This is a genomic window from Roseobacter sp. N2S (genome assembly GCF_031454055.1).
Lineage (GTDB): Bacteria > Pseudomonadota > Alphaproteobacteria > Rhodobacterales > Rhodobacteraceae > Amylibacter.
Genome location: NZ_JAVDQB010000007.1, coordinates 59,008 through 78,689, shown reverse-complemented (window position 1 = coordinate 78,689; position 19,682 = coordinate 59,008). Strand labels below are relative to the sequence as shown.

The 19,682-nt window shown below is 56.1% G+C and carries 21 protein-coding genes; 4 read left to right on the top strand and 17 right to left on the bottom strand.

The annotated features are described in order from the left end of the window. Nucleotides 1–3 precede the first annotated feature (3 nt). From GGE09_RS16085 to GGE09_RS16040, 10 genes are all read right to left on the bottom strand, one after another. Nucleotides 4–561 carry an HK97 family phage prohead protease gene (locus tag GGE09_RS16085; protein WP_309747184.1) on the bottom strand — a complete coding sequence of 186 codons (558 nt, stop codon included), beginning with the start codon at nucleotides 559–561 and terminating at the stop codon, nucleotides 4–6. A gap of 36 nt (nucleotides 562–597) precedes the next feature. Then, the gene (locus GGE09_RS16080) at nucleotides 598–834 is read right to left on the bottom strand and encodes a hypothetical protein (RefSeq protein ID WP_309747183.1); all 237 of its coding nucleotides are present in this window, start codon (nucleotides 832–834) and stop codon (nucleotides 598–600) included. Then, nucleotides 827–2,005 carry a phage portal protein gene (locus tag GGE09_RS16075; RefSeq protein ID WP_309747182.1) on the bottom strand — a complete coding sequence of 393 codons (1,179 nt, stop codon included), beginning with the start codon at nucleotides 2,003–2,005 and terminating at the stop codon, nucleotides 827–829. Before GGE09_RS16075 ends, GGE09_RS16080 begins: the two co-directional genes overlap by 8 nt. Nucleotides 2,006–2,053: 48 nt before the next feature. Then, nucleotides 2,054–3,409, bottom strand: coding sequence for a terminase large subunit domain-containing protein (locus GGE09_RS16070; RefSeq protein WP_309747320.1), 1,356 nt, complete (start codon nucleotides 3,407–3,409; stop codon nucleotides 2,054–2,056). Further along, nucleotides 3,351–3,677, bottom strand: a complete 327-nt coding sequence (locus tag GGE09_RS16065; protein WP_309747181.1) for a hypothetical protein — start codon at nucleotides 3,675–3,677, stop codon at nucleotides 3,351–3,353. The genes GGE09_RS16070 and GGE09_RS16065 overlap by 59 nt, the downstream gene beginning before the upstream one ends. Nucleotides 3,678–3,892: 215 nt before the next feature. Then, a complete protein-coding gene (mltG, locus tag GGE09_RS16060; RefSeq protein WP_309747180.1) occupies nucleotides 3,893–5,068 on the bottom strand; it encodes an endolytic transglycosylase MltG in 1,176 nt (391 codons plus the stop codon). Between the two features lie 77 nt (nucleotides 5,069–5,145). Further along, a complete protein-coding gene (gene fabF, locus GGE09_RS16055; protein ID WP_309747179.1) occupies nucleotides 5,146–6,405 on the bottom strand; it encodes a beta-ketoacyl-ACP synthase II in 1,260 nt (419 codons plus the stop codon). A 140-nt stretch (nucleotides 6,406–6,545) separates the two neighbouring features. Further along, complete coding sequence (locus GGE09_RS16050; RefSeq protein ID WP_309747178.1) at nucleotides 6,546–7,289, bottom strand: 1-(5-phosphoribosyl)-5-[(5-phosphoribosylamino)methylideneamino] imidazole-4-carboxamide isomerase; 744 nt, start codon at nucleotides 7,287–7,289, stop codon at nucleotides 6,546–6,548. 153 nt (nucleotides 7,290–7,442) lie between these two features. Further along, nucleotides 7,443–7,676, bottom strand: coding sequence for an acyl carrier protein (locus tag GGE09_RS16045; protein ID WP_309747177.1), 234 nt, complete (start codon nucleotides 7,674–7,676; stop codon nucleotides 7,443–7,445). 217 nt (nucleotides 7,677–7,893) lie between these two features. Further along, nucleotides 7,894–8,151, bottom strand: coding sequence for a hypothetical protein (locus GGE09_RS16040; RefSeq protein ID WP_309747176.1), 258 nt, complete (start codon nucleotides 8,149–8,151; stop codon nucleotides 7,894–7,896). Nucleotides 8,152–8,226: 75 nt separating this feature from the next. Here GGE09_RS16040 and GGE09_RS16035 point away from each other — a divergent pair, with 75 nt between their 5' ends. After that, nucleotides 8,227–8,649 (top strand): hypothetical protein, encoded by a 423-nt coding sequence (locus tag GGE09_RS16035; protein WP_309747175.1) that lies wholly within the window; start codon nucleotides 8,227–8,229, stop codon nucleotides 8,647–8,649. A gap of 2 nt (nucleotides 8,650–8,651) precedes the next feature. Here GGE09_RS16035 and GGE09_RS16030 read toward each other — a convergent pair whose 3' ends face one another. After that, nucleotides 8,652–9,326, bottom strand: a complete 675-nt coding sequence (locus GGE09_RS16030; RefSeq protein WP_309747174.1) for a lysoplasmalogenase — start codon at nucleotides 9,324–9,326, stop codon at nucleotides 8,652–8,654. A gap of 37 nt (nucleotides 9,327–9,363) precedes the next feature. Further along, entirely contained in the window at nucleotides 9,364–11,058 is a 1,695-nt protein-coding gene (locus GGE09_RS16025) for an NAD(P)H-dependent oxidoreductase subunit E (RefSeq protein ID WP_309747173.1), read from the bottom strand. A 163-nt stretch (nucleotides 11,059–11,221) separates the two neighbouring features. Between GGE09_RS16025 and GGE09_RS16020 the strand changes: the two genes are divergently transcribed. Together GGE09_RS16020 and GGE09_RS16015 are read left to right on the top strand one after the other, a co-directional pair. Beyond that, on the top strand, nucleotides 11,222–12,271 hold the full coding sequence (locus GGE09_RS16020) for an alkane 1-monooxygenase (RefSeq protein ID WP_309747172.1): 1,050 nt from the start codon (nucleotides 11,222–11,224) through the stop codon (nucleotides 12,269–12,271). Between the two features lie 81 nt (nucleotides 12,272–12,352). After that, entirely contained in the window at nucleotides 12,353–12,769 is a 417-nt protein-coding gene (locus GGE09_RS16015; protein WP_309747171.1) for a hypothetical protein, read from the top strand. Here GGE09_RS16015 and xseA read toward each other — a convergent pair. Then, nucleotides 12,766–14,238, bottom strand: coding sequence for an exodeoxyribonuclease VII large subunit (xseA, locus tag GGE09_RS16010; RefSeq protein ID WP_309747170.1), 1,473 nt, complete (start codon nucleotides 14,236–14,238; stop codon nucleotides 12,766–12,768). The genes GGE09_RS16015 and xseA overlap by 4 nt on opposite strands. Before the next feature lie 76 nt (nucleotides 14,239–14,314). Here xseA and purD point away from each other — a divergent pair, with 76 nt between their 5' ends. Then, nucleotides 14,315–15,577, top strand: a complete 1,263-nt coding sequence (purD, locus tag GGE09_RS16005) for a phosphoribosylamine--glycine ligase (protein ID WP_309747169.1) — start codon at nucleotides 14,315–14,317, stop codon at nucleotides 15,575–15,577. Between the two features lie 82 nt (nucleotides 15,578–15,659). On the opposite strand, the gene glmM is transcribed toward purD, so the two are convergent. Genes glmM through GGE09_RS15985 form a run of 4 tightly spaced genes read right to left on the bottom strand, consistent with a single transcriptional unit; the run spans nucleotide 15,660 to nucleotide 19,678 of the window. Then, nucleotides 15,660–17,000: a phosphoglucosamine mutase gene (gene glmM / locus GGE09_RS16000; protein ID WP_309747168.1), complete on the bottom strand. Its 1,341-nt coding sequence runs from the start codon at nucleotides 16,998–17,000 to the stop codon at nucleotides 15,660–15,662. A gap of 19 nt (nucleotides 17,001–17,019) precedes the next feature. After that, nucleotides 17,020–18,027 carry a dihydropteroate synthase gene (gene folP, locus GGE09_RS15995; protein WP_309747167.1) on the bottom strand — a complete coding sequence of 336 codons (1,008 nt, stop codon included), beginning with the start codon at nucleotides 18,025–18,027 and terminating at the stop codon, nucleotides 17,020–17,022. Beyond that, a complete protein-coding gene (locus tag GGE09_RS15990) occupies nucleotides 18,024–18,476 on the bottom strand; it encodes a GNAT family N-acetyltransferase (protein WP_309747166.1) in 453 nt (150 codons plus the stop codon). Before GGE09_RS15990 ends, folP begins: the two co-directional genes overlap by 4 nt. A gap of 5 nt (nucleotides 18,477–18,481) precedes the next feature. Next, nucleotides 18,482–19,678 (bottom strand): multidrug effflux MFS transporter, encoded by a 1,197-nt coding sequence (locus GGE09_RS15985; protein ID WP_309747165.1) that lies wholly within the window; start codon nucleotides 19,676–19,678, stop codon nucleotides 18,482–18,484. Nucleotides 19,679–19,682 lie beyond the last annotated feature (4 nt).

Sequence of the window (19,682 nt, the reverse complement as noted above, 5' to 3'; positions counted from 1 at the left end):
CCATCAGGCCAACAACTGTTCTCGGGCCGCGTGCAATTTCGCGACCAGCTCTTGTGCCAGTTGATCCAAGGCCTTCGCCTCTGTTTCAACTCGCGCTTCGGGCAGCATTGGGAACGTCACCAATGAAACTTCCCAAAGATCAAGTTCATGCAACAATCGCGTACCTTTTTGCGATTTTTCCGCACGAATTGTTCGATATCCAATAGAAAGGCCTTCAATAGCCCCAGCCTTGACCAAGGCCAAAGCCTCTGCGCCGGCCTGTACATCGGCCAGAATGCGCCCCTTAACAAACAGGCCTTTCTTGTCCTCGCGCACCTCGTCCCAAACCCCAATCGGCTTGGTCGGGTCATGCTGCCACAACATTTTCACGCGCCGCCCAGCCTGCATCATCGCCTTTAAACTTGCGCCATAAGCACCGTTTTGAACCACGTCCCCGCCCTGATCCGACGTTCCAAAAACAGACGCATACCCTGCGATTTCGCACCCGCCCTTCACATCAATTTCATCGTCAAAACGGCAAAACTTCGTCTCCAGCGACACGCCGCTGTTTGCATAGCTCATTCTCTTTTCCTTTGATTTCGGATACTGAAACCAGCATCAAACGTGTTGCGTCATCTCCAGAACAACCAACACACCGCGGGTCAGAACGAACCCGACAACCCCGTAAACCGCCAGCCACAAACGCCGTTCCAGCCGTTCCAATGCGGTTTCAATCATGTCCAAACGCCGCTCTAACGCGATCCAGCGTTCATCGGTCACCTGCCGATGTGTTTCTAACTTTGCGGCGGCCTCGAACGGTTCGTATAAATAGCGTGATCCAACACCTCTACTCATCCACTTCTGTCGGCAAACCAAGCAGCCTCCGCTTTTCCCGATCAGACAGGAAACCCGCCTCAGCCACACGACGCCACTGCGCCTCGCGTTCAATGGCAAGGGCTGGAATCCCGTCCAAATCCGCCGACAAACGCAAATCTTCGGAATAATACTCCGGCAACCAAGCAGACAGCGCCGCCGCAACTTTCTGCACCAAAGGCAAAACCGTCAGGCGATAAAACGCACGGTTCGCCTCGGCGTAATTGGCATAGGTCGCATCCCCCGGCAGCCCCAACAACATGGGCGGCACCCCAAAGGCCAAAGCAATTTCCCGCGCTGCACTCTCTTTGGTTTTCTGGAATTCCATATCAGACGGAGAGAACCCCATCGGCTTCCAATCCAACCCGCCCTCCAGCAACATCGGCCGCCCCGCATTGCGCGCACCTTGATGGTTTGCCTCAATTTCTTCGACCAAACGATCATACTGATCCGCCTGCAAACTGCCCTGTCCGTCCGCCCCGCGATAGACAATCGCACCACTTGGCCGCGCCGCATTGTCCAACAACGCCTTAGACCAGCGACAGGCCGAATTATGCACATCAATCGCCGTGGCCGCGGCCTGAATAGGCGACAAGCCATAGTGATCGTCCTGCGGGTGAAACGCCCGAACATGACAGATCGGCGCAATATCGGCCCGCATATCAAACCGCACCTTGCGCGCCCCGACGCTATACTCATAGGCAATTGGCCACCCATCCGCACCGGGAACAACCTTCATACGATCAGACCGCAGCACATATAGTTCCGCCGGACCACCGTTTGGTTTTTCCCCCGCCGCCTCAAGATAACCATCACCAGACAGCAAAAACTGCCCGTAAAAACTCTCAAGCAGGTCAGCCCCGCCTTGCATCGGATTGGGCCGCGCGATCAGATCGGCAAGCGGATGCACCTCGTACCGTCGCTCGGCGTCTTTCAAAACAAACGGCACCGCCGCAGCCGCCTCGGCGATCATTTTCACACAGCGAAACCCCACCGGATTGGCCATAAAGCCGCTGCGTGTCAAACTGCCCACATCCCGCGCAGACCAGGCAGGCCGCCCCGCACCATGAAACGCAATCACCGGCCCCGTGGCCGAGGCTTTCTCTTCGGGCACATCCCTTTGGGACGCGCTGCGTAAAAATTGCAGAACCATCTGGTATCGCTCCTAATATTGTTTAAATTCAATTCAGTATCAGCGCAGCTACAACCGCCTGATCTGGGGCCTTCGAAAGGTGGCAGCGGGCTCAATCATCAAATCGGTTAAGGCCCAAACCAGTGCATCCACACGGTCTGGCGACCCTTTTCCTTCAAAACCCACAATGGTCATTTCCCCCATCTGCGCCTCTAATTCACGCAAACTCGGCAGATGAAACACCCGCCCCTGTTCATAAAGCGCGGCCACAGGCTCGGCCCGAACCGCCTTGCCCCGCGATGCGTGTACCCCGCGATAGGACAGCAGCGGATCCTGCTGGCGCAGCACGGTTTCCACCATGTCACCGCCCTGATTGACCTCGGCCACCACCCGATCCGCCTGCCAACTGCGGGCCGCATCCACCACCCGCCCCGCCCATTGGGCAGGGCTCGCCCCGCGCACACTTGCATCCTCTAAAACCCAAGCCCGCCAATCCTGCGGCCCCTCGCCGATCTGCTGCAAGCCCGCCACAACAATCCCACATGCATCCGCCGTAGATTTGCTTGATGCAGGCGGATCAACTGCAACAACAATCCGGTCCAATTCGGGCGCTTCGGGCCGTCTGACAGCATCCAAGCACTCCAACGACCACAACGCGCCCTCAACATCTTCCAGCATCTTGCCGTCCAATTCTTGCTGGCCCAGCCGAGACCCACTGTAATCCGCATAAACTTTCTTCAAAAAACCGGGCGCCAAATTTGCCCTATTCGCCTCTGTAGGTGCATGGGTCACAACCGTGTCGGCGGCCTCTAAAATCTCTTTCAGCACCCCGATATTTCGGGGCGTTGTCGTCACCAGCGTTTTTGGCGCATCGCCCAAACGCAAAGCAAACTGCAACATATCCCACGTATCGCGCCCACGCCGCCACTTGCCCAATTCATCGGCCCAAGCACAGTCAAACTGCGGGCCGCGCAACGCCTCTGGGCTGCTGGCCGACATGGCCCAAGCCTCTGCCCCGTTTGGCCAAACCAAAACCCGCCGCGCCGCTTGCCATTCCGGTTTTCGATCTGGCGGGCTACAGGCCATGATACCACTTTCCCCAAACACCATCACCTCGCGAACCTGATCCAGCGTTTCGCCAATCAACGCCACACGCCGACAAGCCCCCGCATCAATTGACGCCGCTCCTTCAACCTGCTGGCGCACCCATTCCGCACCTGCGCGGGTTTTCCCCGCACCGCGCCCGCCCATAATCACCCAGCTTGCCCACGCCCCGACAGGTTCCCGCTGATGGGGCAGCGCCCAGAATTCGAAAAGAAACGGCAAAGCCATCAACGTCTGATCGCCGAGGCTAGCTAAAAACCCGTCAATCTCCGTTTCGCTCGCGGAACCGAGCAATTCGGGCAAGGACTTCACGTCTGGCATCTTCAAGGTTGACTGCGACACTGTCGTCGCCGTCTGGAATGGCACTGCTGTGTTTTTCAATTTGGGCCTCAAGCGACGTTACATTTAAAACCGCCGCGCTATAGTCGCCAACATATGACAACAATTGCGCGGTTGTGCTCGGGTCAGTTGGCGACTCCCCGCCCGAGAGATCGCGAATAATCAGGTGACGCAGGTTGGCAACTTCTCTGCGTGCCGCATGCAAAAGCAGCGGTAACGCTTGCGCGTCCGCATTCTCAATATCTGTCATAGTATGGGGTCCTAACGGTGGCATCACCGTGGAAAAAAGTAAACGACCCACAGCATCACCCGCTAGGATCGTTACCCAATTCTTCCATCTTGTCCAAAGGTATATCCGCGAGCGTTCGCAAAGTCAATCAAACGCGCAATGCCCACGCAACACCCAAGGCGCAACAAGGACATCAAGCCATTGATAAAAAACAACAATACACCGCACGCAACGGATCAGTTTCCGCTGTTCTGCTGATCCTGACGCCGCTTTTCAGCCTCAATTTTACGCCATTTCGCGACATTTGCGTTATGTTCCACCAGAGTTTCCGCAAAAGAATGCCCACCAGACCCGTCTGCCACAAAGAACAGATTGTTGGAAACATTGGGGTGCAAGGTTGCATGAATTGCCTCGCGCCCCGGATTTCCAATTGGTCCGGGCGGCAGACCTTCGATGATATAGGTGTTATACGGTGTCGTCTTTGACATCTCACTGCGCCGCAAACCCCGATTCAAAAAGCCTTTCCCCTCGGTGATCCCGTATTCCACAGTGGAATCCATTTGCAGCTTCATACCTTTGTTCAACCGGTTCACAAAGACAGCCGCAACTTCAGCCCGTTCTTCGGCAACTCCGGTTTCCTTCTCAATGATCGACGCAAGCGCCAAAGCATCCTCTGGCGTATCAAACGGCAGCCCCTCTGAACGGTTCTCCCATTCCTCGGCCAAAATCCTTTTCTGCGCCTCAAACATCTGCTCGATTACATCTGCAATCAACGTGCCCCGACGCACCTCATAGGTATTGGGCGAGAGCATCCCCTCAGGGGGGATATTCTCAAACGCGCCGTCCAGAAAATCAGCCAGTTTCAGACTTTCGACAATCTGCCAACTGGTCGCCCCTTCAGCCGCAGTAATACGGTAAACAATAGGGGTCTTTGCCGCGACCAGATCGGTATAGGCTTTGGGAAGTTCACCGCCCTCGTCAAATTCAGCCAGTTTAGTGACCTCGCCAGATCCGGCTTCCCGCTCTGACAGGATCATCTTTGCGCCGCGAATACCAACCCGATAATTGGCCACAAACCGGAAAGACCCCGCCCCGCCTTTGGTCACGATATTCAAAATATCCGCCATCGAGGCATGGGCCGGAATCTCATAGTTCCCGAACTTTAACTGGCTGGCTTGCCCGTTATAATCCGAAGCAATGCGCATAATCAGCCCATGAGACACAGCACCCTGCTCTTCCAGTTGATTGGACAAACCTTTAACCGTCCCACCGCGCGGCACTTCGATATAGATCGAATTTTCCAGCGGTCCGGGCTTGGAAAATTCCGACTTCGCCCAATAGAACACACCGCCGGCAATCACCAACAATACAATCAACAAATTGACGAAATTCGCCGCTATATGCCGTGCCATTTATGCGCTTTCCGCTTTGCTGCGGTCTGGTGATCCAGACCGGCAAGTTATCTTTACCGAACCTGTCAGGGTCGCGCTTAGGACGCGCGCCCCATAATCAGGCAGGCATTCGTACCACCAAACCCGAAAGAGTTCGACAAGGCCACGTTGATCTCACGTTTGCGCGCGGAATTCGGCGCAAGGTCCAACTGGCTATCCACAGCAGGGTTATCCAGATTGATTGTTGGCGGCGCAATCTGATCCCGCAGCGCAAGGATCGAGAAAATCGCCTCAACCGCACCGGCAGCCCCCAACAAATGCCCGATAGACGATTTCGTCGAAGACATAGTCGCAGATTTCGCATGATCGCCCAGCAACCGCTCAACCGCACCCAACTCAATAGTATCCGCCATAGTCGAGGTGCCGTGGGCGTTGATGTAATCCACCGCATCCGGCTCTAGCCCTGCGCGTTTCAGCGCAGCTTGCATGGCGCGGAACCCGCCTTCACCATCCTCGGATGGTGCCGTGATGTGATAGGCATCGCCCGACATGCCATAGCCTAGAATCTCGGCGTAAATCTTGGCACCCCGTGCTTTGGCGTGCTCGTATTCTTCCAACACAACAATCCCCGCACCCTCGCCCATAACGAACCCGTCACGGTCGTTATCATAAGGGCGGCTCGCGCTTTTCGGATCATCCCGCCGTTTGGTGCTCAGCGCTTTACAGGCGTTGAACCCGGCCATGCCGATTTCACAAATCGCACCCTCGGCCCCACCGGCAACCATCACATCCGCATCATCCAGCGCAATAATCCGCGCTGCATCCCCAATCGCATGGGCGCCTGTAGAACAGGCTGTCACAACCGAATGGTTCGGCCCCTTAAAGCCGTATTTGATCGAAACCTGACCAGACACCAGATTGATCAAAGCCCCGGGAATAAAGAACGGAGACACCCGCCGCGGCCCCTTTTCCTTAAGCGTGATCGCGGTCTTGGCAATGGAATCAAGCCCACCGATCCCGGACCCGATCAAAACACCTGTGCGATAAAACTCTTCATCGGTCGCAGGGGCCCATCCACTGTCAGAAACCGCCTGCGTCGCCGCAGCGATCCCGTACAAGATGAAATCGTCAACCTTGCGCTGTTCCTTGGGCTCCATCCAATCATCAGGATTAAACGTGCCGTTGGTCCCATCACCACGAGGAATTTCGCAAGCATAGTTCGTAGCCAAATGATCCGCGTCAAACCGCGTAATTGTACCCGCAGCACTTTCGGCCGCCAGCAGCCGTTTCCACGTTTCTTCCACACCACATGCCAGTGGTGAAACCATACCCAAACCTGTGACAACAACCCGACGCATATTAGCCCTCGTTTCTTGGTTATTTAATTCTCAGTCTCTGTACAGCGTCACGCCAGTCTGGGCAAGTAATTGGGGCCTCCAAACGGCCCCCCTAACAGATAAATCAAGGCAACGGCCTATCACATCAAAGCCAAAAGCCTTTAAACAAAGGCGGCGATCTCCTCAACTTGGGGTACAGCAATCGCAAGCGCCTTACGCAAATCCACCGATTTATTGAACAAAGCCCGCCCGATAATGACACCATCGCAGTGGCCCGCGTATTTCAGCGTAGAAACATCGTCCAGACTGCGCACCAATCCACTGGCAATAACCGGATGCCGCGTGCTCGCCGCCAGAACAGACATCTCTGACGCGCCCACTTCGATATCCTCGACATCCGCGTCCACATCCGTCACCACAAATGCCGCCAAAGGCGTATCCGCATAACTGCGCAGAAAGGGAATCGGCGCAAACATGCTTTCTTCACGCCAGCCATCCGTCAGAACCCGCCCGCGCCAAACATCCACCGCCACGACAATCTGATCGGGGTGCAGTTCGGCCATCTTGCGAACCATGTCAGGCTGTTTCACCGCAGCGGTGCCAATCACAACACGCCCCGCCCCGCGATCTATCCAACGCTCCGCCGCCTCAATACTGCGAATACCGCCGCCCACTTGAACCGGAATACCGACCGCGCGGATGATTTCCTCAACCAGCGCGACATTACTGTTATCCCCGTCAATGGCATTAAAATCCGTGATCTGCATCCAGGACGCACCAGCCTGCGCAAATCCACGGGCAAACTCTAAAGGGTCCACATGCCAAACCGCCGACTCGTCCATACGCCCGCGAGTCAGGCTGACACATTTGCCATTCTTCAATTCAATCGTTGGATAAATGATCATGTCGTAACCTCCCAATTCCAGCATTCACAAGAATCATAGTACCAGAAATGGCCCGTCTTCCCTAACACAGCACCGACATCACAGTTCCAAAACGAAAAACGCGGCCCCGATTGGAACCGCGTTCTCTAACTCTGTAAAACCGAAAATTCGGTCTTAGGAAGCTTCTGTGATGAACTTAACCGCATCGCCAAAAGACTGGATGGTTTCTGCAGCGTCGTCAGGAATTTCGATACCGAATTCTTCTTCAAACGCCATAACCAGCTCAACAGTGTCAAGGCTGTCTGCGCCCAGATCGTCAATGAAGGACGCACCTTCAACAACTTTGTCTTCGTCAACGCTCAGGTGCTCGACAACGATTTTCTTCACGCGATCTGAGATGTCGCTCATGTTTTCTATCCTCATATTACGCGAAAGCGCCGCTTCCGCCTTTGGCCCGCAAGCAGGCACCACAAAAGATGATCACGAAGCCACATGGCCCACGTTCACCGGTTAACTCGTGCCGCGCTATACCATAAGTTACTCTGTACGCAAATGGTTTCCAATAGCAGCTATTGCGCTCGGCAGTCGGGGGATATTCGAGGATTTTTTCCATTTCTGCAATCCGTTAAACACCCTTGTCGGCCCGAAAACGACAATCGCGAACCCAAGGACAGGTCGCCCTTGCCAAATATTTTTCCACCAACCCCAAGCTAAAAGACAACACAACGGGAATCACCAGCACAGATGTCTCCCACCCATTTTCGCGCACCACCATAAATGCCCTCAATCCACAGCCACTTTGCTTCAAAACAAAAAATCGGATAAACTTCCCCAAGGTCACCCAATTTCTAATGTTCCAGCCGCCAAATTCGGCCATTTTCAAAAGTGTGAGCCTGCAATGCCTTATTTAGACATAACCAATCGCCAACGAACCAATGCATTTGAATGGAAATATACCATGCTCTTATGCAACGATGACGGCTCGGATGCCACGCAACTGGCTGGCAGCCGTGTTGTTGAAAGCTTTGGCCGCCCGCGAATCTATCGTAACAGATTGCGCGATTCCGACCTGGATCCCCAATTCGAAACCGCCCACCGGGGCAGCGCCAGCTATGTTTGTTCCCGCATGGAAACCGGACGAGCCGGACGTTTCAAAGTCGAAGAGAATGCAACTTTCTTTGATTTTCACGGCGGCAACGGCTTATCAGGCCAACGCAATCTAGTGTTCTGGTTCACGGATGAAGCATTGCGGCGCGGAATAGGCTGGACCTTCATCCAAACCTACCGCCTGAACGGACAGGTCGTCGGGCGGTTTCATGTAAGCCGGATTTTCACACGCGGCAGCCCTTACCGTCTCGAGGTTATTAAAACTGCCGTCTAGCCTCAGACAGACAATGCCAGCCCTATCAACAACAAGCCCTGCGCTCCCCAATAGCTGCCCCAGACCAAAAATGGCGTTATCCTGCGCAATCCACTGTCTTTCGGCAGCACAAACAGTTCAAGCGCCAGAACAAAGTCCGAAAATACAAAGACCAAGGCCCCGAACACCGCCAGTTCAAGGAGGCCCACAAGCGGCAGGGTCAATGCTGATATGCCCATAAAAACAATGACCGGAACATAACCCAAAACTGCAAAACGCAACGCGCCTGCCGTGCGAAACAGCACAAAAGCCATAACCACTGCAAGCACCAACAGCCCCCCTGCGGTGATCAGTCTGCCCCCCTGCAACAGTATGGTAATATCCGAAAACGGATGCCCCCAAAACGCTGCAATATAAAGGACATGGCCCAGCGCAAAGGCCCCAACGCCCGCCAAAAAGGCGCTTTCCCTGTCAAGCGACAACAAGTAATCGCCCAGCGCACACAACACCAAAGCACCTATCAGCGCCCAAGGGGCTGCAACCACCAATGCAGCAAGCGCCAGCAGTAAAACACTCGCCGTTTTCACAACAGATTTAGACAGGCTGGCCGCGCGATAGCAAAAGCCCACCCAATAGATCAGGCCAAACACCCACGCCGTCGCAAACAGCGCGGAAAATATGATAAAATCACCTGTCATTCACCAAAATCCGCCCCCCCTGTAAGGGGCAAGCCGATTAAATCTCGTCAGGGAAGTGCTTCATAACCGAACGGATCGGATTGGGTGCCGCCTGCCCCAGACCGCAAATAGACGCATCCACCATCGCCACTGACAGCTCTTCCAGCAGCCCTTGGTCCCAGCGATCCTTCTGCATCAGCTTCACAGCCTTTTCACAGCCCACGCGGCACGGCGTACATTGACCACAGCTTTCGTCCTCAAAGAACTTCAGCATATTCAAAGCCGCCCCCCGCGCGCTGTCTTGATCACTTAGAACCACCACTGCCGCAGACCCGATAAACGTGCCGTAGTCCTGCAACGTATCAAAATCGAGCGGAATATCATCCAGACTTGCAGGCAACAGCCCCGAAGACGGCCCCCCGGGTTGATAGGCCTTAAACACATGCCCCTCCAACATCCCGCCGCAATGGTCGTCAATCAATTCCTTGATCGTCGTCCCCGCTGGCGCGATTTTCACCCCCGGATTGCGAACGCGCCCAGATACAGAATAGCTCCGCATCCCTTTACGCCCGTTCACCCCGTGCTCGCCAAAAACCGCAGGACCAGACCGCGCGACCTTGGCAATCCAGTACAGAGTTTCCACGTTATGGACCAAAGTCGGCCTGTTAAAGATCCCGACCGAGGCGACAAACGGCGGCCGATGCCGTGGCATCCCCCGTTTCCCCTCAATGGATTCGATCATCGCGCTTTCTTCGCCACAGATATACGCCCCCGCCCCGCGGCGCAGATCAATATAGCCCTCGTCCACAATGCCAGCAGAAACCAAAGCAGCGATTTCACGGGCCAAAATTTCCAAAACCGCAGGATATTCGTCCCGCATATAGATGAAACAAGTCTCCGCCTCGACCGCCCAAGCCGCGATCAGCATCCCTTCCAGAAACACATGAGGATCCCGCTCCAGAAAATACCGGTCTTTAAACGTCCCGGGTTCCCCTTCATCCCCGTTCACCGCCAAATACCGCGGCCCTTCGTTCATCCGCACGAACGACCACTTCTTGCCAGACGGAAACCCAGCACCACCCATTCCACGCAGACCACTTTCCAACACTTCCGCTTGCAAGGCATCGGGCGTCTTTGCCCCACCTCGCAAAGCTTCCAACGTCTGATAGCCACCAGCTCCGCGATAGGCGTCAAATGCCTCATACTCGGGCACATGCGCATGGGTGTTCCCAGCTAAAACAGCAGCCTCGACCTTTTCGACCGTGGCATGATCTATATGATGATGCCCCAACTCTAACACCGGGGCCGTATCACACCGCCCCATACAAGGCGCACGCAGCACCCGCACGTCAGCCCCGCCTGCGTATTTACCGGCCAATTCACGCAACAACGCTTCTGATCCCGCCAATTCACAAGACAGGGAATCACAAACCCGAATAGTCAGATCAGGTGGTGCCGACTCGCCTTCCTTGACCACATCAAAATGGGCGTAAAAGGTTGCAACTTCGTAAACCTCGGACTGCGCCAACTGCATTTCATCCGCCAAAGCTGCAAGGTTTTCAGCCGATAAACAGCCAAATTCATCCTGAATCAAATGCAAATGCTCAATCAGCAAGTCCCGACGCCGGGGCCGTGTGCCCAGCAGGGATTTCACCGTTTCCAGCGCCCCGTCCTGAACCTGACGCCCTTTGGGCGTATGCCGCCCCTTACCCTTACCGGATTTCCAAACGCCTTTACGCTCGTCGAGTGCCATGCCCATATCTCCCTGAATTCGCCCCGATCATATGCCGAAAGCCATTCCCATGCGAAACCGAAAAGCGACAGGTTTCAAGGTAATAACGCTGTTGCAGGTGTAAAACTTGTGTCTGACCCAAACCAATTTATGCTTACCCCCACAGTCTAACGAAAATCGCCCTATGCCCCGCTATCTTAGCGCTTTCGCGTTCATCACTCTGCTCCCGACCTTCCTGCTTGCTTTGGCCGCAGTCAAAGGCGGGCTCTGGCCGCTTCTCCCGTTGTTTCTGCTTGGCGGCCTCAATCACCTGATCGACGGCCTGTTTGAAAACCGCCCCGACAGCCCGTCGGAACGAAACCTCGCAACCATCCTGCCGGCCATCCTAGCCTTTTGCCACTTCGCCCTACTGGGACTGGCGGTCTGGTCACTGGCCCTCAAACCCGATCCCCTGACCGCGAAAATCCCCCTCTTTCTCGCCTTCGGCCTCTATTTTGCAACAGTATCCAACGCAAACGGTCATGAACTGATCCACCGCCGCAGCCGCCTTGCCTTTACACTGGGCAAATGGATCTTCATCTCTCATCTCTTTGGTCATCACACTTCTGCGCACCGCCTTGTCCACCACCCCTATGTGGCCACGCGCTATGACCCGAACACCGCCCGCTACAACGAAAGTTTCTACACCTTCTTTGCACGCGCTTGGCGGGGGTCTTTCCTTATGGGGCTCAGCGCTGAAAACACCCGCCGTGGATTCCCCCCCCACAGCCGCGAGGTGGATTTCTCCAACCCCTATTTCACTTATATACTCGGCGGCGTTATCTTTCTGGGTCTTGCAACAGCATTTGGCGGCTGGAAGGGCTTCCTCGTCTACCTCGGCCTTGCTTTTATGGCCCAAAGCGGGCTTTTGTTAACGGATTACGTCCAACACTACGGCCTGACCCGATCCGAGGGGCAAGACGGCCGCTTTGATCCGATCGCGCCGCACCACAGCTGGAACGCCCCCCATTGGTTCACCCGCAACCTTACACTGAACGCTCCTTTGCATTCCGATCACCACGCAAAGCCCGCACGCCCCTATACTGAACTGCAAAACCACCCGGCCGAGGTTGCACCCCAACTGCCCTACAGTCCCGGTATCATGTCGATCATTGCCCTGAACCCGATCCACTGGCGGCGCATCATGAACCCCAAAGTCGCTGAATGGGCTATGCGCCACCGAAAACTTGGGTGACAGGTTTGGGGAATTGCCAATTAGCCCGGCATTTCGCATACTCTGGCAAAACTATTATCCCAATCTGTCGGCAGTAATCCCATGTTCAAAACAGCCCTTTTATCGTCCTGCCTGTCCGTGTTCCTCACCACGACGGCACAGGCGCAATCTACAGGGGAAACCATCGTCACCCCGCAAGAATTCGAAACCCTTTCGACTGGAAAAACGCTCTATTTTGAACGGGATGGCCGCTTTTTCGGGGCAGAGCAATTCTACACCCGCCGCCGATCCCTTTGGATGAACGGCGCAAACCAATGTCAGGACGGCGAGTGGTTCGCCAAAGGTGACCTGATCTGCTTTGACTACAACACAGAACTTGACCCGCAATGCTGGCATTTCATCAAGAAATCCGGCAACTATTCCGCCCGCGCCGAAGGCTCCACTGCCCAGTTTGATATCTTAATGAACAACATCGACACCAAACCCCTTGATTGCAAAGGGCCTGCCTACGGCGCTTAAAACAAACTGCCCTGCCCACCTTCAGGCGTTTTGTCGATCTTTTTCTGTGCGGGCTTCTTCTTCGCTGGCTTTGGTGCCTCAGGCTTTTGATCGGCCTCCCTCACCGCGCCACTCAGCTTTGTAGAAACCCGCCCATCCTTGAATTGTATCTCTAAACTTTCCGACGCCCCAGCCGCCACAGCGTCCGACACCAACACACCGGAATTGTCGCGCACCACCGCATAGCCGCGCTCCAGCGTGGCCTGATAGCCAAGCGTTTCGCGCAAGCGTTCCAACCCGTCCAGCTTGTTGCGCCATTGCCTGCCCTGCGTATCTGCTGCGCGCGCAAAACTGCGGCTGACACTGGCCAGACGATCCCGTTTCACCTCAACCGCGCGCACCAGAACCTGCGGGCGCAATCCAGCGCCCTGTTCCACCAACCGCGCACGGCGGCGCTCCGTTACCGCTTGCAACGCTCGGGGCAATCGACTGCCCAGCATATCCAACCGCTGCGCCTGCATCGTCAGCAAATCCGCCGGATTCGGCAAAGCCCGAGACAGATCGCGCAGCCGCTGTTGCCGCCGCGCCAATCCATCGCTCAACGCCCGCACCCGCCGCTGCTCCATGGATGCCAGCCAAGCCATCAACTCACTGCGCACAGGAACCGCCAGTTCCGCCGCCGCCGTTGGGGTTGGCGCGCGCTGGTCTGACGCATAATCAATCAGCGTGGTATCCGTTTCATGCCCAACAGCCGAAATCAGCGGAATTTTCGACGCCGCTGCCGCACGCACAACCGCTTCCTCGTTAAACCCCCATAAATCCTCAATAGATCCGCCGCCCCGCGCCACGATCAACAAATCAGGCCGTGGCATCGCCCCGCCCGGCTCCATTCGATTAAATCCGTCAATCGCTGCGGCCACTTCGGGCGCACAGCGATCCCCCTGTACAGCCACAGGCCAGATCAGAACCTTTCGCGGAAACCGATCCCTTAACCTGTGCAGAATATCCCTGATCACCGCACCGGACGGAGAGGTCACAACCCCGATCACCTCTGGCAGATAGGGAATCGGCTGCTTGCGATCCCCGTCAAACAACCCCTCCGCTGCCAAGGCCTTCTTGCGTTTTTCCAGCATGGCCATCAACGCGCCCACACCCGCCACACGCAATTCCATCACGTTCATCTGGTATTTCGACTGCTTTGGAAAGCTGGTCAGCTTGCCAACGGCCACAACCTCCATGCCTTCCTCGGGCTGGACAGACAATTTACCCGCCTGCCCCTTCCAAGTGACCGCATTCAGCACCGCGCCATCGTCTTTCAGGTCATAATAAATATGCCCTGAACTATACCGATTCACCCGCCCGATCTCTCCACGTACCCGCACATAGGAAAACTGCCCTTCAATTGTGCGCTTCACAGCCCCCGAAATTTCGGAAACACTGAATTCAGGGGCGTTTTGCCCCGGCTCGGGATCATCAATCAGGTCAGACATTGTCAGCTTCTCTTGCGGTTCGCATCAGGCAACAATAAAAGAACCGCAACCCAAGGGGCAAGAGCGGAGAGCAGCCATGAACATCCTTATTTTAGGCAGCGGTGGGCGCGAGCACAGCATCGCTTGGGCCGTAAAGCAAAACCCCAAATGCGATCACCTGATCTGCGCCCCGGGCAACGCCGGAATGGCCGAGGTCGCAACCTGCATGCCCCTCGACATCCTAGACGGCGCGGCTGTTGTCGCCTTTTGCCGAACCCATAAAATCGACTTTTGCATCATCGGCCCCGAAGCCCCCCTCGCCGCTGGGGTCGCTGACGCCCTGCGCGCCGCAGACATCTTGACCTTCGGCCCATCGGCTGCGGCTGCACGGCTCGAAGCCTCCAAAGCCTTCACCAAAGAAATCTGCGATGCTTGCGGCGCCCCAACCGCCGCCTACGCCCATTTCACCGATGCCGATGCCGCCAAAACCTATATCACCGAACAAGGCGCACCCATTGTGGTCAAAGCAGATGGTCTTGCCGCTGGCAAAGGCGTCATCGTCGCCATGACAGTCTCCGAAGCCCTCGCTGCCGTAGACGATATGTTCGACGGATCCTTCGGCGAAGCCGGCGCAGAAGTGGTGATCGAGGAATTCATGGAAGGCGAAGAAGCCTCCTTCTTTATCCTGTCTGACGGCACATCCATTCTGCCCATTGGCACCGCCCAAGACCACAAACGCGCCTACGACGGCGACGAAGGCCCAAACACAGGCGGTATGGGCGCTTATTCCCCCGCCCCTGTGCTGACAGCCGCGCTGCAACAAAAAGCCATCGACGAAATCATCCAGCCCACCATCGACGAAATGGCCATTCGCGGCACCCCCTATGAAGGCGTGCTCTACGCAGGCTTCATGATCAAAGACGGCCAACCCCGCCTTGTGGAATATAACGCCCGCTTTGGCGATCCGGAATGTCAGGTCATCATGATGCGCCTAGGGGCCCAAGCCCTCGACGCGCTGCTCGCCTGCGCCGAACAACGCCTTGAAAAAGCCCGCCTCAACTGGGCAGATGACCACGCACTCACAGTGGTGCTCGCCGCCAAAGGCTACCCGGGCGAATATCAAAAGAACACGGAAATCAAAGGCCTCGACACCATCGAGCAAACCTCGAAATCCCACGTTTTTCACGCAGGCACAGCCCAAAGCGGCGATGCAATCCTTGCCACAGGGGGCCGCGTCCTGAACGTCACGGCGCGCGGCGACACCCTGCAACAGGCCCGCGACAACGCCTATGCCATGATCAAAGATATCGACTGGCCCGAAGGCTTCCACCGCAAAGACATCGGCTGGCGCGCGCTCTAATCTACGCGCCCACCCCAAGTCTCTTTTTGGGTCAAATATCCAAATCCTGACGCTGCCCCAAAAGCAGCGTCAGCAAGCCGGTTTAGGCCGCCGCACGCACAGCCGCCGAAATATCCCCGACAACCTGCTTCAGCAATCCCGCGTCCTCGCACTCGCCCATGACACGCACCAAAGGTTCCGTGCCAGACTTGCGGATCAACAACCGCCCGTTCCCCGCCAAAGCCGCCTCGCCCTCGGCGATTGCCTGCTTCACAGAGCCAGACAACATCGGATCAGGCCCGTCCCCGTAGCGCACGTTTTCCAACAACTGGGGATAGGGTTCAAACACCCGCGCCAGTTCACTGGCAGGTTTCCCGCTTTGCACCAACGCACCCAGAAACTGCAAAGCCGCGATCAAACCATCCCCCGTGGTCACATAATCGCGCATCACAATATGCCCCGATTGCTCCCCGCCAAGGTTAAACCCGCCCTTGCGCATGGCCTCTACCACGTAACGATCCCCCACATTGGTGCGCAGCATATTCATGCCCTTGCCGGTCAGATGTTTTTCCAATCCCATATTGGACATCACAGTCGCCACCAAAGTATCATGGGCCAAACGGCCGGATGCCGACCACTGCTGCGCAATCAACCCCATGATCTGATCGCCATCCGCCACACGACCTTTTTCGTCGATCAGCATCACACGATCCGCATCCCCGTCCAGACAAATCCCCACATCTGCGCCGTGCTTTAACACAGCCTGCGCCGCTGTTTCAGGATGGGTAGACCCACAGCCGTCATTGATATTGAACCCGTTCGGGGACACCCCAATCGGGATCACCTCTGCGCCCAATTCCCACAATACAATCGGCGCCGCCTTATAAGCCGCCCCGTTTGCGCAATCCACAACCACCTTTAACCCGTTCAACAACCGTTGACGGGGAAAGGCGGTCTTGGCGAATTCCATATACCGCCCCAACGCATCGTCGATCCGCTTGGCACTGCCGATGTTTTCAGGTCGCGCCAGATCAACCTCGCCCATGACCATCTCTTCGATCTCGGCCTCCGCCGCATCCGACAGTTTATATCCGTCAGGGCCAAAGAATTTGATCCCATTGTCGTGGTGTGGATTGTGTGACGCCGAAATCATCACCCCCACATCCGCCCGCATGGAGCGCGTCAGCATCCCCACAGCAGGAGTCGGCACAGGCCCCAGCAAAAACACGTTCATCCCCGTAGAGGTAAACCCCCCCGTCATCGCATATTCAAACATGTAACTGGACCGCCGCGTGTCCTTGCCGATCACCACGCGATGCTCTTTTTGGTCCCGCCGAAAATATCGCCCCGCCGCAGCCCCCAGCTTTAACGCCATATCGGCCGTCATCGGATAGCTGTTCGCCCGCCCGCGCACACCATCGGTGCCAAATAGTTTCCGTGTCATCTGTCCCCCAATACGCCGTTTACAGCGTCGCTTGCCACAAAGCGATTGCTTGCTTGGTGTCTTGAATATCATGAACCCGTAGTATCTGCACACCTTGACGCAAAGCCTCAAGCCCCAGCGCAATGGAACCCGCCCCCCGCTCGGCGGCTTCTGGCGCATTTCCGATCACGCCAATGAAACCTTTGCGCGAAACACCCAGTAAAATGACACATCCCAGACCGTGAAACAGCGACATGCCCCGGATCAGCGCCAGATTGTGTTCGATGGTCTTGCCAAAACCAATACCCACATCCACCACGATCTGACCCCGCGCAATGCCGTGGTTTTCAGCATAGGCAACCCGTTCGGCCAGATGATCATAGACATCCAGCAACACATCATCATAGCACGGATCATCCTGCATAGTCTTGGGATCCCCCTGCGCATGCATCAAACAAACCGATACATTATGGCTTGCAGCCACATCCGCACTTTTGGGGTCATAACAAAACGCCGTCACATCGTTGAACATGGACGCCCCCGCAGTCAAAGCGGCCTCGGCCACCTCTGATTTGCGGGTATCAATGGAAATCGGCAGGTCAAACCCACCCGCCCGCAAGGCCGCAATCACAGGAACCGTGCGCGCAATTTCATCCTCCGCCGGAACAAAAGCCGCCCCCGGCCGCGTGCTTTCCCCGCCAATATCAAAAATATCAGCACCTTTCGCAGCCATGTCAAAACCACGGGCCACCGCACTGTCAAACCCGCTGTGCAGCCCGCCATCGGAAAAACTGTCGGGCGTGGTGTTTAAAATCCCCATAATCCGGGGCTTATCCATCGCCAACCCGCAAATCAAACCCCGCGGTGCTACAAAATTGCGCAACTCCGCTTCTGGCACCAAAGCCGCAGGAATAACCTCGGGCGGCGCACCGCGAGACAGCTTTTCTACATGGGTAAACCAAGACCAGCCGCCCGCCAGCGTCAAAGCCCCGTTGGGGCGGTGCCGGTCGGTTTGCACAATCGGGCGATAATAGCTGGCCTGCGTCATGGCTCCAGAACCTTTCGATAATAAATCACCTTCTCGGTCTGCTCAAACCCAAGGCGTTCATGCATCAACTGCGAAGAATAATTCGACAGCTCCACATCCGACCCGAACTCCACAAACCCCGCCCGCTTTGCCCGCATCAACAGGAATTCAATCAACGCCCGCGCAATCCCTTCGCCACGATAGGCCTCATCTACCCAAACACCCTCAAGAAACGGAACAGGCTGCGAATTGCAGCCATTGGCATAATCCCGCAATCCGTATTCTGCAAAGCCAACCGCCTGCCCGTTCGCCTCTGCCAGAAAGGCCGAGCGTTTGGACGATTTGTTAATCCGGTTGATTTCCGCCAACAAAGCCTCGTTGGAAAATTTCGGCCATAATTTACGGTACATGCCCAGCCAGACCTCTTGATCCAGCCCGCGCATTTCCCTGATTGTTACATCCAAATCCAAAAATATTATCCGCTTCTGTCCCAGCGCACGGCCATCTGTGCACTTACCCCTGCAAAAGCAGCAAATACAAAGAAAATCAAGCCGTAGCGCGTTTCTTCTGACCCGTGGAACAGCCCGACAATGGCGACACCGATCATGCCGACGCCAAAGCGCGCCGCCATTGCAAAGGCCGAGGCAATGCCCTTGCGCGCATCAAACTGATCCATAATCCCTGTCAAAGCATTTGATCCGATCACATGCAACAAGGCCATCATCGCCAATCCCGGCGCATAGACCGCCCAGCGTCCCAACAGCCCAAAGGTGCCGCAAAACAACAGCACACCGCAAGCCAGCGCCGCGATTCCCTGTCCCATCAACGCCGTGCGATAGCCGATCCGCCCCACCAGATAAATATTGACGAAATTCGCCGCCCCCGCAATTGCCGCCCCCGCCGTAAACATCCACGCATAGGCTGACAGCGACAGCCCATAGGTTTGGATGTACAAAAACGGCGTGGCTGAAACGAAGACAAAAAACATACCCGACATGGACGACAGTGCCACCGTGTACATCATCGCAACCGGATTGCGCAGCAGCCCGAAATAGCCGGATAAAACCCGCCCCAGATGCAAGGACTGCCGCTTTTCCGGCACTAAAGTTTCAGGCAGCTTCACCGCACTTACAGCAAAGGCCGCAACCGCCCCTGCGGCCAACCCCCAGAAAATCCAACGCCAGCCCCACCCCTCGGACACCCAACCGCCAAAGACAGGGGCCACCATCGGCGCAATAACCATCACCATCATAATGGCAGACTGGCGCTGTGACAGCTTATCGCCCGCATAAAGATCCGCTAACAACGCCCGCCCAGCCAAAAGGGACGCACTGCCCGTCACCGCTTGAAAAAACCGAAACACCACCAGCGTCTGTGCACTGCTGACCAGCGCACAAGAAATTGAAAATACGGTGAACCCTGCCAGCCCCCAGACCAAGACAGGCCGACGCCCGATAGCATCCGAAAGCGGTCCGGCAAACAACGGTCCCAAGGCCGTGCCAAACAAAAACGCACCGATAGAATATTGCACCATCGCCTCGGAGGCCTGCAAATCCCTTGCAATCAACCCAAGCGCTGGCAAATAGGCATCCACAGCAAACGGCGCCAACATCACAACCACTGCCAACAACACAAGCAGGCTGCGTTCAGAGCTGACGGGATCAAATCGCATGGAG

What these genes read in the sequence shown, in the direction of transcription:
- GGE09_RS16085 (WP_309747184.1), bottom strand. Translation starts at nt 561, where the DNA reads ATGAGCTATGCAAACAGCGGCGTGTCGCTGGAGACGAAGTTTTGCCGT.
- GGE09_RS16080 (WP_309747183.1), bottom strand. Translation starts at nt 834, where the DNA reads ATGAGTAGAGGTGTTGGATCACGCTATTTATACGAACCGTTCGAGGCC.
- GGE09_RS16075 (WP_309747182.1), bottom strand. Translation starts at nt 2,005, where the DNA reads ATGGTTCTGCAATTTTTACGCAGCGCGTCCCAAAGGGATGTGCCCGAA.
- GGE09_RS16070 (WP_309747320.1), bottom strand. Translation starts at nt 3,409, where the DNA reads ATGCCAGACGTGAAGTCCTTGCCCGAATTGCTCGGTTCCGCGAGCGAA.
- GGE09_RS16065 (WP_309747181.1), bottom strand. Translation starts at nt 3,677, where the DNA reads ATGACAGATATTGAGAATGCGGACGCGCAAGCGTTACCGCTGCTTTTG.
- mltG (WP_309747180.1), bottom strand. Translation starts at nt 5,068, where the DNA reads ATGGCACGGCATATAGCGGCGAATTTCGTCAATTTGTTGATTGTATTG.
- fabF (WP_309747179.1), bottom strand. Translation starts at nt 6,405, where the DNA reads ATGCGTCGGGTTGTTGTCACAGGTTTGGGTATGGTTTCACCACTGGCA.
- GGE09_RS16050 (WP_309747178.1), bottom strand. Translation starts at nt 7,289, where the DNA reads ATGATCATTTATCCAACGATTGAATTGAAGAATGGCAAATGTGTCAGC.
- GGE09_RS16045 (WP_309747177.1), bottom strand. Translation starts at nt 7,676, where the DNA reads ATGAGCGACATCTCAGATCGCGTGAAGAAAATCGTTGTCGAGCACCTG.
- GGE09_RS16035 (WP_309747175.1), top strand. Translation starts at nt 8,227, where the DNA reads ATGCTCTTATGCAACGATGACGGCTCGGATGCCACGCAACTGGCTGGC.
- GGE09_RS16030 (WP_309747174.1), bottom strand. Translation starts at nt 9,326, where the DNA reads ATGACAGGTGATTTTATCATATTTTCCGCGCTGTTTGCGACGGCGTGG.
- GGE09_RS16025 (WP_309747173.1), bottom strand. Translation starts at nt 11,058, where the DNA reads ATGGCACTCGACGAGCGTAAAGGCGTTTGGAAATCCGGTAAGGGTAAG.
- GGE09_RS16020 (WP_309747172.1), top strand. Translation starts at nt 11,222, where the DNA reads ATGCCCCGCTATCTTAGCGCTTTCGCGTTCATCACTCTGCTCCCGACC.
- GGE09_RS16015 (WP_309747171.1), top strand. Translation starts at nt 12,353, where the DNA reads ATGTTCAAAACAGCCCTTTTATCGTCCTGCCTGTCCGTGTTCCTCACC.
- xseA (WP_309747170.1), bottom strand. Translation starts at nt 14,238, where the DNA reads ATGTCTGACCTGATTGATGATCCCGAGCCGGGGCAAAACGCCCCTGAA.
- purD (WP_309747169.1), top strand. Translation starts at nt 14,315, where the DNA reads ATGAACATCCTTATTTTAGGCAGCGGTGGGCGCGAGCACAGCATCGCT.
- glmM (WP_309747168.1), bottom strand. Translation starts at nt 17,000, where the DNA reads ATGACACGGAAACTATTTGGCACCGATGGTGTGCGCGGGCGGGCGAAC.
- folP (WP_309747167.1), bottom strand. Translation starts at nt 18,027, where the DNA reads ATGACGCAGGCCAGCTATTATCGCCCGATTGTGCAAACCGACCGGCAC.
- GGE09_RS15985 (WP_309747165.1), bottom strand. Translation starts at nt 19,678, where the DNA reads ATGCGATTTGATCCCGTCAGCTCTGAACGCAGCCTGCTTGTGTTGTTG.